The sequence below is a fragment of the Streptomyces drozdowiczii genome (genome assembly GCF_026167665.1).
Lineage (GTDB): Bacteria > Actinomycetota > Actinomycetes > Streptomycetales > Streptomycetaceae > Streptomyces > Streptomyces drozdowiczii_A.
Genome location: NZ_CP098740.1, coordinates 7,207,951 through 7,223,529, shown reverse-complemented (window position 1 = coordinate 7,223,529; position 15,579 = coordinate 7,207,951). Strand labels below are relative to the sequence as shown.

The window sequence follows — 15,579 nt, the reverse complement described above, 5'->3', positions numbered from 1 at the left end:
CTGCCTTCGAGATCAAGGCGATCGTGAGGACGTCTCCTCCTCGCGCCAGTGTGCGCTCGCTCGGCGGGCGTTGAGCGCCTCACGGGTCACTAGGCGCACCAGGTAGGACTTGGGGCGGTCCAGCTCGAACCAGCCGCAAGGGTGGTCGTACTGGTCCCGCCCTGATCGCCTACTGCGCATTATTACGGCGTAATAATGCGGCCGGCGACTGGGGCCGGCGTGCCCATGCGCGGCGATGGACTTCAGCGGCTGAGGTGCGGGTTACGTGCTCGGCCTCAGCCCGCTCAGCGGAGCGGTTGCACTCCTGCCCCTTGGGGTGAGGTACTCCCCCGCTGGATTCCCCTGCTCGGTGCGGTGACCGTCTCGTGCCACCGCCGCCGTGTGGGGCGGCCTCGGTTATTACGCCGTAATAGCGAAGGGCTGGGTGCGCATTATTACGGCGTAATAATGCGCACCCAGCCCTGTGCGGCGGCTACTTCTCCGCCCTCATCCGCTTCGACTCCTCGATCTTGAAGTCGACGAGCAGCTCGGTGAGCTTGCGGCGGGATGCGACGTCGAGCTCTTCGATGATCAGGCTCGCCAACGTGTACGCGTCGGTCGAGGGCAAGCGGGTCGGGGGCTCCGAGGGGGACTGCCGCTTCTGCTTGGGGGTGCGCGGCTTCTGGGTCCTGGTCGCCTTCAGGTGCTCCAGGTGGGCCTCCTGCTCCTCGGCCTTCTTCTTGCCGACCAGGCGCAGCGTGGCCGCGGATTCCTCGCCCGACTGGAGCTTCTCCTTGAGTGACGGGGTCAGGGTCAGCAGCGCGAGGCGCTGGGAGACCCAGCCCTGGGAGCGGTGGAGGCGGGCGGCCAGGGCTTCCTGGGTGCCGTGGATCTTCAGGAGCTGTTCGAGGGCCTTGGCCTCGTCCAGGTGGTTGAGTTCCTGGCGGTGGATGTTGGCGACGAGGGCCGATTCCAGTATCTCGTCGGGGTTGCTGCCCAGCTTGTCGTCCAGCATCACCTTGATCTCGGTGAGGCCGGCTTCGCGGGAGGCGGCGAGGCGGGAGTTGCCGTCGATGACGACGTACTTGGTGCCGGGTTCGAGGTCGTTCTCACGGTCCGGGTTGCCTTCGAGGTAGGCGAAGCGGCCCATGATGCTGATCGCGGTCTTCTGGCCGTGGTCGCGGAGGCTGTTGGCGAGGTCGGTGAGGTCGCCGAGGTCGGACCTCGGGTTGTCGGGGTTGAGGCTGATGATGTCGACGGGGAGCTCGACCGGGGCGGGGCGCCCTCGGTGGGGGCGGCTGCGACCTGGTTGATGGCGGCGCGGCGGGCGCTGATGGACTGGGTCTGGCCGAAGGAGGAGCCGGCGCCGAGCCGGGATGCCTTGCTCATGAGATCTCCCGGGCGAGGGCACGCAGGCCGACGGCCTGGTCGCAGCGGGGGAGTAGGCGAGCAGGGGCTGCTTCACGCGTACGGCCTCCTTCTGTTCCTTGAGATCACCGATGACTCCGACGACCCTCGGATCCTTTATGTCCATCCAGGAGTTGAGGGACGAGGTGGCGATGTAGCCGCGGCGGGCGTCGTAGTGGTTGACGACGATGCCGAGGTAGTCGAGTTCGAGGTGCATGTCGTCGCGGAGGTCCTCGATCTGGGAGGTGAGGAGTCCGTAGGCGTCGGCGGAGCTGTCCTCGGCCTGGACGACGACGAGCACGCCGGAGTTGCCCGGGGCCTCGCCCTGGCGGCGGCGGCCGTAGTAGGCGGCGGCGTCCATGCTGAGGCCGAGGCTGGGCGGGCAGTCGATGATGACGGCGTCGTAGTCGGCCTCGATGGCGGACAGGGCGCGTTCCAGGGCTGCTTCGCGGGCCCGGACCCCGGAGAGCTTGACGTCCAGGAGGAAGGCGTCGGTGCAGGCGGGCAGCAGGTGGAGGCGGTCGCCGAAGCGGGGGTCCTCGATGGGGACGACGAGGTCGGCAAGCCGGCCCTTGGCCTCGCCGGCCATGTGCTTGGTCAGGCTGTCGCCCTCGATGGGCAGCGGCTGGTGGCCGAGCTGCTTGGTGAGGTGGCACTGGGGGTCGAAGTCCACGAGGAGGACGCGCAGTCCGAGACCGGGGAGGTCTTCGTAGTCGAGGGGTGAGGGGTCCGCGTCCTCGGCGAGGGCGGCCGCGAAGTGCTTGGAGATGCGGACGGGGTGGAGCGCGCCCGGGTCCTCGGCGAGGGCTTCGCCGGTGCCTGCGGCGATGGCGGTCTTCCCGACGCCGCCCTTCTGGTTGCAGGTGATGATGCGCTTCGGGTGCTCGGGGCGTACGACGGTGGGCGCCGGGTTCGTCTCCAGCCACATGACGACGGACTGGGCGAGGCCCTGGATGAGGGAGACACCCCGGGATGCGCAGTCGGCGCGGAAGCCGTCCCACTGGCCGTCAGGCAGGAAGGTGGCGAAGGACTTGGCGCCGGCGGTGTCGATGGGGGAGAGGTTGGAGCCGAGCCGCCGCCATGCCTCGATGCCCGCTTCGACGGCGTGCTGGATGTCGATGCTGTGCTGGGCGGCCCGGATCTTCAGGTCTTGTTGCAGGACCGGGGGCAGCTTGGAGACGACCTTCTCGCGGTCGCCGGGGGAGGGCGAAGTCATGCCCGCCACCTTACTAACTCCGATGATCCTTTTCCGTATTGACGCGTTAGTTCTGGCTGTTTTTTGTTTGAGGGACGCTCAAGAGCCCGGCTCCTGGGTGTGCGTGGAGCCGGGCTCGGTGGGCTGAGGGAGGGGCGGGGCAGTTATTACGGCGTAATAAGCCGACGGGGCGGGAGGGGGAGTATTACGGCGTAATAATCTCCGCCCGCCCCTTCAGCTGCCGGTCTCCGCCGTCGCGGCCAGTCCGCGTTGCGAGCGGGGTGTCTTGTCCCCGACGCGCTTCGGCTCGATGGTGCTCGGGTCGACCGCCTCGCCGGGTGCGCCCTCGTGGTACGGGCCGTCGGGGTCGGCGTCGCGGTCGTGGGGGAGCAGGAAGAAGACCCGGCGCAGGTGGAGTCCGCTGTCGGGGTCGGCCTCGGTGTTGGCCTCCAGCTCGGTGTAGCCGACCATGCGTCCGTCGCGTTCGTAGCGGGGCTTTCCGCGGCGGCGGGTGGTCTTGTCGAGCGCCTGGCGTACGTAGTCGAGGTTGTCGGGGTTCTCCAGCCAGACCACGGCGCTCTCGTGGTGGAGGTCGCTCTCGTTCAGCAGCGAGCTCATGGCTGCAGCCCCTTTGTGTGTCGGCCGGCCGGGAGGAGGCCGGGGTGGGTGTGAGCACGTTCCCTGGTGGGGGCACCGTGTTCATGGTAGGCCGGACCGGCGGGTGTGTGCCCGGTGCGTACGTCAGGCATGGCCGGTCCTGGAGTCGTCGTCGGTGAGGAGTCCCAGGCCGGGGTAGTACTTCTTGCCGCTGGACTTCATCATGTCGGCGGGCGAGGCGAGGGAGAGTTCCTGACGGACCCGGGTCGCGAACGCACGGGCCGTGGCGGGACGGATGCCTTCGCCGGCTCCGCACCAGCTGCTGTACGCGGCGTACAGCAGGCCCTGTTCGACGCGGAGGTCCGCGGTGTGGGTGGTGCAGCACTCGGCGAGGAAGCGGCCGATGTGGTCCTCGGTGGTGGCGTAGGCGGCGGTGGCCGAGCGGACCGTGGCGGGGCCGTCGAGCGGGTCGCGGGTGGCCAGGTAGAGCTTGGCGCCCTCGATGAGCCATTGCAGGATGCCGGGGCCCTCGCTCTGGACGAGTTCCTTGGCGAGGTTGTCGATCTTGCGGGCGGCGGGGACGACTCGCTCGAACGGGATGAGGCGGATGCGGCGCCAGAACGCGTGGCCTCCGGTGCCGACTTCGGGGCGGTGGTTGCCCAGCAGCCAGAGCTTGTGGGTCGGGTTGAAGCTGAAGAAGTCCTGGCGCATCCGGCGGGCCATGATGCGGTCGCCGCCGGTCAGCAGCTTGACCCGGGACTCGTCGAACTTGTCGTTCGGCTTGAGCTCCGAACAGACGACGATACGCCGACCGTGCAGTTCCGTCAGCTCGGTGGAGTGCTCGGAGAACTTGCCCTTCTCCATGAGGAAGCCCGGCGGGGCGGCCTGCGCGTAGTCACCGAGGATCTGCGTCATCACGTCCAGCAGCACGGACTTGCCGTTCGCGCCGGTCCCGTACAGGAACGGCAGTACCTGCGCGCCGACGTCGCCCGTCACGGAGTAGCCGAGGAGCAGGTGGAGGAAGTGGATCGTCTCCTCGCCCTTGGCGTCGTCGCCGAACGTGTCGTGCAGGAAGCGGTGCCAGCGCGGGGTGGGCGTCTCCTCGGGGGCGACGCTCGTGGCCCGGGAGTGCATGTCGCCCTCGGGGTCGGGCTTGCGTAGGTGCCCGGTGTGGAGGTCCACGACGCCGGCCGGGGTGCACAGGGCGTAGGGGTCGCCGTCCAGGACGTCCGGGTCCAGGGCGAGGGCGGGGGACGCCTTCGCCTGCGTGAGCATGGCCTTGATGCCGGGGGTCGACATGGACCGGCGGCGGTGGGCGCGCAGTTCCCGGTCCGTGAACTGGCCGGTGGGATCGGTGGGAGGCATCTGTTCGGCCAGGTCGCCCGCCGCCCACACCGCGGCCTTCTCACCGCCCGTGCGCTTCCAGCGGTACTGGTCCCAGTGGTACCAGCCGAGGCCCTCGACGTGCCGGAACTGGTCGCCGAACATGACGGCGAAGAGCTTGGCGTTGCCCCGGTCGGTCAGGAGGGAGGGCAGGCGGCCCTCGGGCGGGGCCGGTTCGCTGACCACGGAGGCGTTCTGCTGGGCGGGCAGGCCGGGGAGGCCGCCCTCGGCTTCCAGGGCGAGCATCTGCTGCGCTGCGGCAGTGGCGTCGAAGCGCGGGCTGCTGTCGGCGCTGCTCATGGGCGTCCTTCGGGATCGAGCGGGCGGGCTGCGCCGGCGGACAGGGCTGAGGCGATGACGGTGAGGCTGTGCCGGTGGCGGTGCGGGCGCGCGGCGTCGGCCGCTTCGGTGAGCAGGAGCTGGGCGCGGGGCTCGGCGAGGCGCCCGGCGGCGACGAGTCCGCCCGCGGTGTAGGCGGCCCGGTTGAGCTTTTCGGTGAACGCGGTGCCCTCGGCGGCCGCCGCACAGGCCCGGACCTCGGCCAGCAGGGGCTCGAGCACCCGGAGCGCGCGCGGGGTGCCCTGGGGGAGGCGTGTCGCGCGTACGGGGCGGGGGGCGGGGACTCGTACGGGCTCGGGGCGCGGGGTGTGGCCGGTGCGCTGGAGTTCGGCGGCGAGCCAGTCGGGCAGGGGGGCGGGCATGCGGGTCGGGCCGACGGGGGTGTAGGTGCCCGAGCGGGTCCGGGTGGCCGGGGTGACGATGTAGCCGCCGGTGGCCCGGACGTCGACCTGCCAGGCCAGGGCGACCTTGGGGCTGGAGCCCACGGACGAGCGGTAGGGCGGGCTGCCGGGTGCGGTGCGGTACCAGATGTGGAGGCCGCCGGACGGGGTGCGGACGCGCAGGGTGGCTTCGTCGTCCGCGGGGCTGGGGTGGCCGCGCAGTGCGGCGAGGAGCGCGAGGGTGTCGAAGCCGGAGGCCAGGCCGGTGAGGTTGACGCTCTCGTGGATCGGGATGCCGGGCAGCAGCCGGTCGCGGTGGGGGACTTCGGCGCTGTGTGCGTCGATGTCCAGTACGACGAGGCCGGCCGGGCCGCAGGAGACGCCGACGCCGAGTGCGGGGTTGACGCCCCACCAGGCGGCCAGGCGCTCCGGGGCGGTGGTCGCGGCGTGGAAGCCGTGGCACCACTTGCCGGCGGGCAGGCAGGGGCAGTCCGCCGGGCGGTGGGGGTCCTCGCGGCAGTCCGGGCAGTTGCCCGCGGGGGTCTTGCGGCCGACGGCCAGAGGGTGGACGGGCCAGCCGTTCGCCGCGCACCACCGGGCCATGTCGAAGGGACTCGTGGGTCCCGCCGCGCGCGGGCCACTGGTCTCTCTTTGACGCGGCACGCTGATCGTCCTTGCCGAGGAGCCAACAGGTTGTCCAGTCCTGAACGATTCAGTCCCTTCAGGGAAAGCCCAGGTCAGAGCGGTTCTGCCGCCAGGCTGAGGGACTGAAGGGACTGAGTTTTCAGATTCGGACCAGAGCCTACAACAGGCGTCCAGCGGCGGGCGGGACTCTTCGTTCCGCGAGTCCCTTCGGTCCCTTGTCCGGGGAGGCGTTGCGTGTTCGGGCTCGGCGTGTCGGGCCGGATGCCGGGTCCGGTGGGGAGGGACCGAAGGGGAGGGACTGAACGCGGAACGGAGGGACTGGAAGTTTCGGTCCCTCTTCGGTCCCTCGGGCGAAAGTGCAGGTCAGGGGCTTGCGGGCGAAAAATGGAGGGACTGAAGGGACTCAAGGTCGGTAGTTATCAGCGCTTCAGGACCAGAGTAGTAGGTACAAAGGGATATATAGGGTTGTTCTACGCGCGTGCGCATACACGCACACCCGCAATTGGCTTATAACTACCAACCTTGAGTCCCTTCAGTCCCTTTGGACCCTGGTTCTTGGGGGCGTAAGCCTCTGACCTGCGGTTTTGCTGGAGGGACTGAAGAGGGACCGAACGGTGAGGGACTGAAGGGCTCTGGTCTCCAGCCCCTAGCCCCTGGCGGGGGAGTTGGGCCGGAACGCGTCCAGGTGGTCGACTGCCCAGTCGCGGAACGTCCGGGCGGGGCGACCGAGCAGGCCGGGGAGGGTGGCGTCCACGCCCGCCTTGGAGCCGCTGTGCTGCCGTCTGGCGCTCTCCAGGAGGGCGGAGGCGATATTGGTCGGGTAGCGCGCTTCGAGGGCCGTACGGGCCTGCTGGGGGCTCAGCTCCTCGAAGCGCAGCGGCAGGCCGAGGAGCACGGCGAGCTGGGCCGTCTGCTCGGCGGCCGACAGGGCCTGAGGGCCGGTCAGGGTGTAGGCCCCGCACGCGTGGTCCCGCCCTCGCCCGGTGAGGGCCAGGGCGGCCACCTCCGCGACATCCCCCGGGTCGACGCAGGCGTTGGCGGAGCTGCCGTACGGGGCCCGTACCACCTGGCCGGAGCGGATCGAGCGGGCCCAGGACAGGGTGTTGGACATGAAGGCGCGCGGCCGCAACAGGGTCCACCGGATGCCCGAGGCGCGCAGCAGGTCCTCGTTGTGGCGCTGGCGACGGGTGATCAGGTCGGTGGCGGCCGGGTCGGTGACAGCGGCCGCCGAGAGCTTGACGATGTGCCGGACGCCGGCCGCGCGGGCCGGGCCCAGGAAGCGCGTGTCGTCGCCGCCGTCGGGATTCGTGACCAGGAAGGCGGTGTGGACGTTGTGCAGAGCGTCCGTCAGTGAAGCGGGGTCCGTGAAGTCTCCGTGGACGATCCGGGCGGCCGGAGAGGCGCCGGTGACCCGCTCGGGCTGTCTGGCCATGATGCGTACGGGCCGGTCCGAGGGGAGACGCTGAAGCACTTCACGGCCGATCGTCCCGGTTGCGCCCGTGATGAGGATCATGGTTTCCCTTTCCCGCCGGACATTTCCCCGACCAGGGCGGAGGGAGGAGGCCGGCCTGTAAGATACGAACTGGACGGTTTATTTATCCCCCCACGTTCGATCACCCCGAGGAGGGAGGAGACTCAGTGGCTGAGCAGCTGCGGGCCATCCGTACCCGGCAGACGATTCTTTCGGCGGCTGCCAAGATCTTTGAGGAGCACGGGTACCAAGCGGCCACGATCTCCCAGATCCTCACCGAGGCGGGGGTGACCAAGGGCGCGCTGTACTTCCACTTCCACTCCAAGGAAGACCTGGCCCAGGGCGTTCTCTCCGAGCAGGACCAGCGCATCATCGTGCCGATGCGCGCGTCCAAGGTGCAGGAGGTCGTGGACGTCGTGATGCTCCAGGCGCACCGGCTCCAGACCGATCCGATGGTGCGTGCGGGCGTCCGGCTCACGATGGACCAGCTGACGCAGAACCTCGACCGCAGCGGCCCGTTCCTGCGGTGGGGCGAGGTCGGTCTCGACCTGCTCCAGCAGGCGCAGGCCCAGGGCGAGTTGCTGCCGCACATCTCGCCGCCGGAGACGGCCGAGGTCATCGTGGGCTCCTTCGCCGGTGTCCAGTCCATGTCGCAGGCCGTGTGCGAGTACCGCGACCTGGTGGTACGGGTGTCCGCCCTGATGCGTCATCTGCTGCCCAGTGCGGTGGTGCCGTCGGTGCTGGCGTCGCTGGACCTGTCCGAGTCCCGGGGTGCCCGGGTGTACGCGGAGGCGCTGAAGGCCGCCGAGCTGCGCGATGTCCTGGAGACCGCGAGCTGAGAGCAGCGGGGCGCCCGTCGTCCGCCGGTCTCACCCGGCGGGGGCGCCCGGGCCGAAGTACGCCGTCAGCACCTGCCGCAGGCGGCCGTCGCCGGGGACCCAGGCGAGGTAGCCGTCGGGCCGCAGCAGCGCCGCTTCGTACGGCACGACCGGTGTGGGCCGCACCTCCACGGTGCGCAGGACGCCCGCCCAGTCCCGGGCCTCCTCCCGGTGTTCGTCCGCCTTCTCGCCCAGGAGCAGCAGGAGCGGACGCCCGTCGTGCAGCAGGCGGATGATGTCGGTGTCGCCTTCCGGGGTGCTGAGCGCGGTGTTGCCGAGGTACGTCCCCGCGGTTGGTCCGCCCGCGCCGGTGTGGTCGGGCAGGACGGTGTCCTGGGCGCTGATCAGGCTGCCGAGGTGGCCGCTTCCGCCCTCGTCCGCGAGCAGGCCGGTGAACATCGTGCGCAGGGCGTCCGCCTCGGGCCCCGGGCGCATCAGGGCGAGTTGGGCCAGGGTGCCGTCGAGCACGCGGCGGGCGAGCGGCCGGCGTTCCGCGTCGTAGCTGCTCAGCAGAGTGGGGCCCGCCGAGCCGTGCACCGCGAGGGCGAGCTTCCAGCTCAGGTTCAGCGCGTCGAGCACGCCGGTGCTCAGGCCCTGGCCGCCGATGGGGAAGTGGACGTGCGCGGCGTCGCCGACGAGGAAGACCCGGCCCCGGGCGAAGGTGCGGGCCAGGCGGGCGAAGTCGCTGAAGCGGCTCAGCCAGTGCGGGGAGTGCATCGCGATGTCGCGGCCCGCGATGCGCGCCACCTCGCGGCGCAGCTCGTCGAGGGTGACGGGCCGCTGCCGGTCCGGGTGGGCGCCGTCGCAGTTGAGCGTTCGCAGATGGGTGCGGTCGCCGTCGTGCTTGGCGACGATCCAGCCGCGCGGGGTGCGGTGCCAGCCTTTGGGCAGGGACCCCGGATCGGCCAGGGTGACGGTCCCCATCAGCGCGGACACCGTCGCTGGAAAGGTGTCGGACTCGATGCCCGCCCGGGCGCGGACCGTGCTGCGGGCGCCGTCCGCCCCGACCAGATACCTCGTGCGGAAGACCTCCGGCCCTTCGGGGCCCTCGGCCGTGATCCGTACGCCGTCCTCGTCCTGGACGGCGTCGGTGAGGCGGTGGCCGCGCAGGATGCGGGCCCCGGCGACGCGCGCCCGGCTCTCCAAATGGCGTTCCAGGACGGCCTGGGGGCACTTGAGGACCGGTTCCGGTTCGTCCGGGGGAGCGGTGATGGTCAGGCCGGGAAGCCCAGCGAAGTGGAAGGCGCTGGTGGTGGGTTCGGCGGCGTACGAGGGTGGGGGCGGCCCCGGGAGGTGGCCCCGGCGGGCCAGGGACTGCACCGCGCGGGCGTGCAGTGTGGTCGCCCTGGGCTGGTCGGAGACCTCGGTCCTGGGTTCGAGCAGTACGGTGTCGACGCCGTACGCGGAGAGTTCGGCGGCCACGAGCATGCCGACGGGTCCGCCGCCCGCGACGAGCACCTGGGCCTGGATGAGACGTTCCCCCTGCACGGCGGCGCCCTCCCTGTCCGCGATTGTCCCCCGACGCGCAGAAATATACCGGGCGTGCTGTTTATTGGCCATCCTGGCAGGGATCCGGCCCGGGAAGGGCCGTAGGCATACCGCTACGGCTGAAGTTCCCGGGCGGCCGCCGAGGACATCGGGCCGCCCTCGGAGCGCTCGGTCTTGTGGCCCTTCGTGCCCGGCGCCAGCGTCCGTACGTCCACGGCCTCGGCCGGTGCGCCCCGCGCGTAGAGCCCGTCGGGCTCGGTGTCCCGGTCGTGGGGGAGCAGCCAGAACACCCGGCGCCGGAAGGTGCCGGAGGAGCGCGACGGCTTGGCCTTCGGGCCGAGGAGGGCGTAGCCGACCATTCTTCCGTCGCGGTGGTAGGCGGGCTTTCCCCGGCGGGTCGGGAGGCGGTCCAGGCTCTGGCGGACGTAGTCGAGCGCGCTGATGTCCTCGAGCCACACGAGCTCGACCTCGTGGACGATCTCGTCTTCTGCGATGAGGGCGCTCATACTGTCTCCTCGTCCGCGAGCAGGCCGATGCCCGGGTAGTACTTGCGCTGGTTGGAAAAGATCATTTCCTTGGGTGATGCCAGCCCCACCACTTCGCGGATGTGCGCCGCGAAGGCTCGCGACGAAATCGCCGGAACGCCCTCATTCTGGCACCAGCGTTTGTACGCCGCGTAGAGCTGGGCCTGTTCGGCCCGGAGACCGGTGTCGAGCCGGCAGGTCTCGCCGACGAACCGCCCGGTGTGGTCCTCGGTCTCCGCGTACACGTTCGTCGCGATCCGCACCCGTTCCGGCCCCGAGAGGTCCTTGTCGCCGCCCAGGTAGCGGCGGGCGCCCTCGATCAGCCAGTTGAGGATGCCCGGCCCCTCCTGGGTGACCAGGATGTCCGCCAGGTTGTCGATCTTGCGGTGGTCCGAGACGACGCGTTCGAACGGGATGAGGCGCATGCGCCGCCAGAACGCGAAGCCGCCCGTGCCGACTTCGGGGCGGTGGTTGCCCAGCAGCCACATCTTGTGGGTCGGTTCGAAGCTGAAGAAGTCCTGGCGCATCCGGCGGGCCTTGATCCGGTCGCCGCCGGTCAGGAGCTTGACCCGGGCCTCGTCGAAGCGGTCGCCCGGTTTGACCTCGCTGCACACGATGACCCGCCGGCCGTGCAGTTCGGCGAGGTCCGTGGGGTGGCCCTCGTACGGGCGTGACATCAGGAAGCCGGGCGGCGCCGCGTCCGCGTAGTCCCGCAGGAGCTTCATCAGGACGTCCAGCAGCACGGACTTGCCGTTCTTGCCGGAGCCGAACAGGAACGGCATGACCTGGCCGCCGACGTCGCCGGTGATGGAGTAGCCGAGCAGCAGCTGGAGGAAGGAGATCATCTCCTCGCCGTCCGGGCCCTCGCCGAAGGTGTCGGCCAGGAAGCGGTCCCAGCGCGGTGTGGGCATCGCCCGGGGGCCGCCGAGGTGGAGCGGGAGTGGAAGTCCTTGGTGGGCTCGGCGGGACGGATGAAGCCGGTACGCAGGTCCACCACGCCCGCCGGAGTACACAGCGCGTACGGATCGGCGTCCAGGAGCGCCGCGTTGAGGACCATGCCCGGCGCGGACCTGGCCTGGGTCAGCATCGCGTTCATCCCGCTCGTGCTGAGCGTGCGCCTGCGGTGCTGCTGGAGCGCGGCGGGGGTGAAGACGCCGCGCGGGTCGGTGGTGGCCAGGGATTCCGCCAGGTCGCCCGCCGACCACATCACGGTGTCGTCCTCGTCGAACTGCCAGCGGGTGCCGTCCCAGCGGAACCAGCCCATGCCGGGCACATGCCGGTAGTCGTTGCGGTAGAGCCTGACGAACAGCTTGGCGTTGCCCCGGTCGGTGAGGGTGTCGGGCAGCAGCCCGTCCGCCGTGGCGTACGGCGTGGCGGCGTCCTCGCGCTGCCGGGGCTGCGGTACGGGCTGGGCGAGGATCTGCGCGGCCACGGCCCGTACGTCGAAGGAGGGCGAGGGGAGCACTCTGTCCTGGTCCGCGTTCACGCGCGCCCCCCGAGGGCCAGCGGCCGCAGCCGCCCCGCGCCCAGCCCGCCCCGGATGATGGCGACGCTGCGCCGATCCTGGTCCGGGCGGGCCAGTCCGGCGGCCTCGCGCAGGGCTCGTACGGCCTCGTCCTCGGTGAGATGTCCGGCGGCGACCAGACCGCCCGCCGTGTACGCGGCCCGGTTCAGCTTCTCGGAGAACGCTGCGCCCTCGGGGACGGAGGCGCAGCCGGCGACCTCGGCGAGGAGCCCTGTCAGCAGGCGCCCGCCCGGTGCGTCGGACCGGCCGCCGGCCGCGAGCACCGCCTGCCGGGCCCGGGGCGGCACGGGTCTGGGGCCCGGCGTGGGGCTGGTGGGCAGGTGGCCGGTGCGCTGGAGCTCCCGGGCGAGCCAGGCGGGCAGCGGGGCGGGGGTGCGTACGGCTCCGAGCGGGCGGTAGGTCCCGGTCTCGGTGACGGTGCCCGGCGCGACGATGTAGCCGCCGTGCGCCCGGACGTCGACCTGCCAGGCGAGGGCCCGGCCGCTGCCCGAACCGGCCGAGCACTGCCAGCGGTGGCCGCCGTCGTTCCGGTACCAGACGTGCATCCCGCCCGACGGGGTGCGGACCCGGAGCGTGGACGCGTCGTCCGCGGGGCTGGTGGCGCCGCGCAGGGCGGCCAGCAGGCCCAGGGTGTGGAAGCCGTCGGCCAAGCCGGTGAGGTCGATCCCGGGGGATATCCCGACGCCCGGCAACAGGCGTTCGCGGCGCGGGAGTTCGCGGGCGTGCGCGTCGATGTCGATGACGACGAGGCCCGCCGGGCCGGTGGCCACGCCGACCCCGAGGTCCGGGCGGATGCCCCACCACTGGCCGATCCGGTCGAGGTCGAGCGTCGCCGCGTGGAACCCGTGGCACCAGCGGCCCGCACGCAGACAGCCGCACCGGGTGCGGTCGTGGTCCGGGCGGCGGCATGCCTCGCAGTTGGCCACCGGTGTCTTGCGGCCCGGCGCAAGAGGATGAACCGGCCATCCCTGGCGCGCGCACCACCACGCGGTTGTCCGAGGCTGCGCGGCGACCGGCTCAGTCCCCGTGAACTGCCGTGAGTCGCCGCGCGAGACCCGCAGTTCAGCTGCCATTCACTTCCCCCATCAGCGACTGAAGCGACTCAACTCGCAAAATCAGATTAGCGAACCCCCTGGGGGAGTAGAGGCCCATGCGGCAGAACTGATGTGCGCATCGAAACGTGCCCGCAGCTACTCAGTGACCGGGCCGCGCGGGGGCCCGGTCACTCGGTCGCTCCCTGCGGTGTTCGTGAACTCGCAGTTCACAGCCGTACGACCGAGGGAAAAGCGACTGAAGCGACCGAAGCTTTCTATATATGACGCACACGCGCGCACACGCCAATGGCCGCATATATCTGACCCATGGGTCGCTTGGGTCGCTCAGCACTCCGGTCAAGCGTGTGACCTGCGGTTCTCGTTCCGACCGTTCAGCTACCGAGCGGGATTCCGGTCGCTCCGGTCCGGTCGCGGGATGCGGGAAAACAGTCCGGTCGTCTCTAGCCGGGCTGAATCCCGGTTCCAGTGACATCTGGCCCGCCTGCCCGGCATGCGCAATCCGTGCGACATCCACGAGTGTTCCGGTGAGCGGTTCGATAGGGTGGCGCACGAGGTGATCGTTTTGTCCCACGAGGAGCAGGTGCTGTTCAGCGCGGTCGACGCGCTGCTGGAGCAGATCGCGCAGGACCCGCTGCCGCCGCCGGCGGAACGCAAGCGGCTGCGCGAGGCCGCCGGGCTGAGCCAGGACCAGGTCGCGAAGGCGCTGAAGAGCCGCCGTGAGTCGGTCGGCAACTGGGAGTCGGGGCGCAGCGAACCCCGGCCGCCGAAGCGGGCTGCGTACGCACGGCTGCTCGAAGGGCTTGCCGCACGGTACCCGGAGGAGGCGGCCGCGCCTGCCGAGGAAGCCGTCGAGCCTGCGGAGCCGGACGAGGTCGTGGAGCCCGCCGAGGTCGCCGAAACCGAGCCCGCCGCACCCGCCGCCGTGGAGCCCGCCACCCCCAGGCCCGCCGACCCCGTCCCCGTACCCCGTACGTCCGAGGGCAACGCCTCCCCGTACGAGCACGGGCCGCTCGCCGTGGTCGACGTGGAAGGCGGTGACGTGTTCGCGTACTGCGTGGGCGGCCTGGTGCTCGACGTGCCCGCCAAGTCGCTGCCCGCCCTGGTCGAATGGACGCTGGGCGAGGCGCGCCTAGGTGCCGAGCGGCTGCACCCCAGCGGGCAGGACGCCGATCCGCTGCTCGTCCTCACCGAGGCCGCCTGCGAGCGGTTCGGGCTGCCCGTACGGCTTTCGCGGGAGGAGGGCCTGGCCGGGAGGCTGCCGGAGGACCACAAGGTGCTCAAGCAGCTGGCGCGGGCGGAGTGGAAGCTGACCCGGCGCGGGTTCGGCCCGTGGGCCCGGATCTACCGGCCCGCCCGGGGCGCGCGCCGCAGCTGCGTCCAGCTCTGCGTCCCGGCCTGGCACGCGCTCGACGTCCGCCACTGGAACGGCGCCTCGCAGCTTCCGCCGGCCGAACTCGTACGGCTGCTGGGGACGTACGCCTCGCGCGTGATGACGCCCCGGGGCTCCACCGCCGTGACCGGGCTCGAACTCATGACGTCGCTGCACCCGCCGACCCGGGCGAGCGCGCCGGACGCGGACGGCAAGCGGCACAGCGAGCGCAACCCCGGCTCGCTGGGGTCCGAGCCCGTCGAGTGCGCCCCTTGCGAGGCGCCCGACGGGCATCCGCTCCTCGCCGATCTGCCCCGCTTTCACCAGCGCGGCCCGGCCGAGATGCTGTTCGAGGAGGCGTACGACTGGGCGCGGCCCCTCACGGATGACGAGTGCCTGAAGCGGCATCTGGTCGGCATCGACGTCAACCTCGCCTTCGGTGCCGCCGCGAACGGCGCGGTCGTCGGCCTGGAGGCGCCCGTGCATGTCGACAGCCCCGTGTTCGACCCGGCGCTGCCCGGCTCCTGGCTGGTCGACCTGTCGCACGTCGACCCGTCCCACGTCGTGATCGGCAAGCAGTGGCGGCGGCTCGACGGCGATCTGCTGCCGAGCCCGTTCACGCCGAAGGGTGACCGCCCGGAGGGCCCCGCCTGGTACGCGACGCCGACCGTGGCGTACGCGGTGGAGCTCGGCTACGAGGTCGCGCCCGTGGAGGCGTGGGTGCGACCGGCCAACGGGCGCTATCTGGACGGCTGGTACAAGCGGCTGCGCGACGCGTACGTGGCGACCATGGCGGACCTGGGCGTGGGGGAGGGTCTGGCGCCCGACGCGTTCCTGGCGGCGATGGAGGGGTACCGGGACCGTGATCCTCAGCTGGCGGTCGTCCTGTCGGCGATCAAGGCGACCGTCAAGGGAGGCATCGGCAAGCTGCGGGAACGGCCGCGCGGCGGTGGCTGGCGGCCCGGCAAGCCGTGGCCCGCGCTGAGCCGGCCGACCTGGCGTCCCGACATCCGGGCCGCCGTCATCTCGCGGGCCCGGATCAACATGCACCGCAAGATGGTCCGGATGGCGGCCGCGACCGGCCAGTACCCGGTCGCCGTGCTCTCCGACTGCGCGGTCTACGCCTCGGACGGGCCCTCCCCGCTGGACTTCCTGCCGTACCGGGACGGAAAGCCGCTGCCCGGGGGCTTCCGGCTCGGGGTCAGTCCGGGAATGGTGAAGCACGAGGGCTCGCAGACCACGCTGTGGGCGGAAGCCGTCCGGGAGGAGTACGGTCCGGAGCTCAACCTGGCCCGGTACATCAAGGACGGCGCGGTCACCGCCAAGGACGACGGAGAGTAGGGG

General features: G+C 71.2%; 9 protein-coding genes and 3 pseudogenes. 2 read left to right on the top strand and 10 right to left on the bottom strand.

Annotation, left to right across the window (positions count from 1 at the left end):
• Positions 1–658: 658 nt before the first annotated feature.
• From NEH16_RS32620 to NEH16_RS32595, 6 genes and pseudogenes are all read right to left on the bottom strand, one after another.
• A pseudogene (locus tag NEH16_RS32620) lies at positions 659–1,368 on the bottom strand (ParB/RepB/Spo0J family partition protein); the annotation flags it as partial.
• Positions 1,365–2,602 (bottom strand): annotated as a pseudogene (locus NEH16_RS32615) (ParA family protein). The pseudogenes NEH16_RS32615 and NEH16_RS32620, both read right to left, overlap by 4 nt.
• 213 nt (positions 2,603–2,815) lie before the next feature.
• Complete coding sequence (locus tag NEH16_RS32610; protein WP_073969596.1) at positions 2,816–3,199, bottom strand: DUF6009 family protein; 384 nt, start codon at positions 3,197–3,199, stop codon at positions 2,816–2,818.
• A gap of 123 nt (positions 3,200–3,322) precedes the next feature.
• A complete protein-coding gene (locus tag NEH16_RS32605; protein WP_073969595.1) occupies positions 3,323–4,861 on the bottom strand; it encodes a DNA primase family protein in 1,539 nt (512 codons plus the stop codon).
• Positions 4,858–5,883, bottom strand: a complete 1,026-nt coding sequence (locus NEH16_RS32600; protein WP_265547477.1) for a bifunctional DNA primase/polymerase — start codon at positions 5,881–5,883, stop codon at positions 4,858–4,860. The genes NEH16_RS32605 and NEH16_RS32600 overlap by 4 nt, the downstream gene beginning before the upstream one ends.
• A 688-nt stretch (positions 5,884–6,571) precedes the next feature.
• A complete protein-coding gene (locus NEH16_RS32595; RefSeq protein WP_265546752.1) occupies positions 6,572–7,438 on the bottom strand; it encodes an NAD(P)H-binding protein in 867 nt (288 codons plus the stop codon).
• 125 nt (positions 7,439–7,563) lie between these two features.
• On the opposite strand from NEH16_RS32595, the gene NEH16_RS32590 reads away from it, so the two are divergent.
• Positions 7,564–8,235: a ScbR family autoregulator-binding transcription factor gene (locus tag NEH16_RS32590; RefSeq protein WP_073969592.1), complete on the top strand. Its 672-nt coding sequence runs from the start codon at positions 7,564–7,566 to the stop codon at positions 8,233–8,235.
• Positions 8,236–8,265: 30 nt separating this feature from the next.
• Here the strand turns inward: NEH16_RS32590 and NEH16_RS32585 are convergent, their stop codons facing one another.
• From NEH16_RS32585 to NEH16_RS32570, 4 genes and pseudogenes are all read right to left on the bottom strand, one after another.
• Positions 8,266–9,762 (bottom strand): FAD-dependent monooxygenase, encoded by a 1,497-nt coding sequence (locus NEH16_RS32585; RefSeq protein WP_265546751.1) that lies wholly within the window; start codon positions 9,760–9,762, stop codon positions 8,266–8,268.
• A gap of 113 nt (positions 9,763–9,875) precedes the next feature.
• Positions 9,876–10,268 carry a DUF6009 family protein gene (locus tag NEH16_RS32580; RefSeq protein ID WP_073969590.1) on the bottom strand — a complete coding sequence of 131 codons (393 nt, stop codon included), beginning with the start codon at positions 10,266–10,268 and terminating at the stop codon, positions 9,876–9,878.
• A pseudogene (locus tag NEH16_RS32575) lies at positions 10,265–11,751 on the bottom strand (DNA primase family protein). The gene NEH16_RS32580 and the pseudogene NEH16_RS32575 overlap by 4 nt, the downstream one beginning before the upstream one ends.
• Positions 11,752–11,768: 17 nt before the next feature.
• Positions 11,769–12,884, bottom strand: a complete 1,116-nt coding sequence (locus NEH16_RS32570; protein ID WP_276103097.1) for a bifunctional DNA primase/polymerase — start codon at positions 12,882–12,884, stop codon at positions 11,769–11,771.
• A 544-nt stretch (positions 12,885–13,428) separates the two neighbouring features.
• Between NEH16_RS32570 and tap the strand changes: the two genes are divergently transcribed.
• Positions 13,429–15,576, top strand: coding sequence for a telomere-associated protein Tap (gene tap / locus NEH16_RS32565; RefSeq protein ID WP_265547476.1), 2,148 nt, complete (start codon positions 13,429–13,431; stop codon positions 15,574–15,576).
• Positions 15,577–15,579 lie beyond the last annotated feature (3 nt).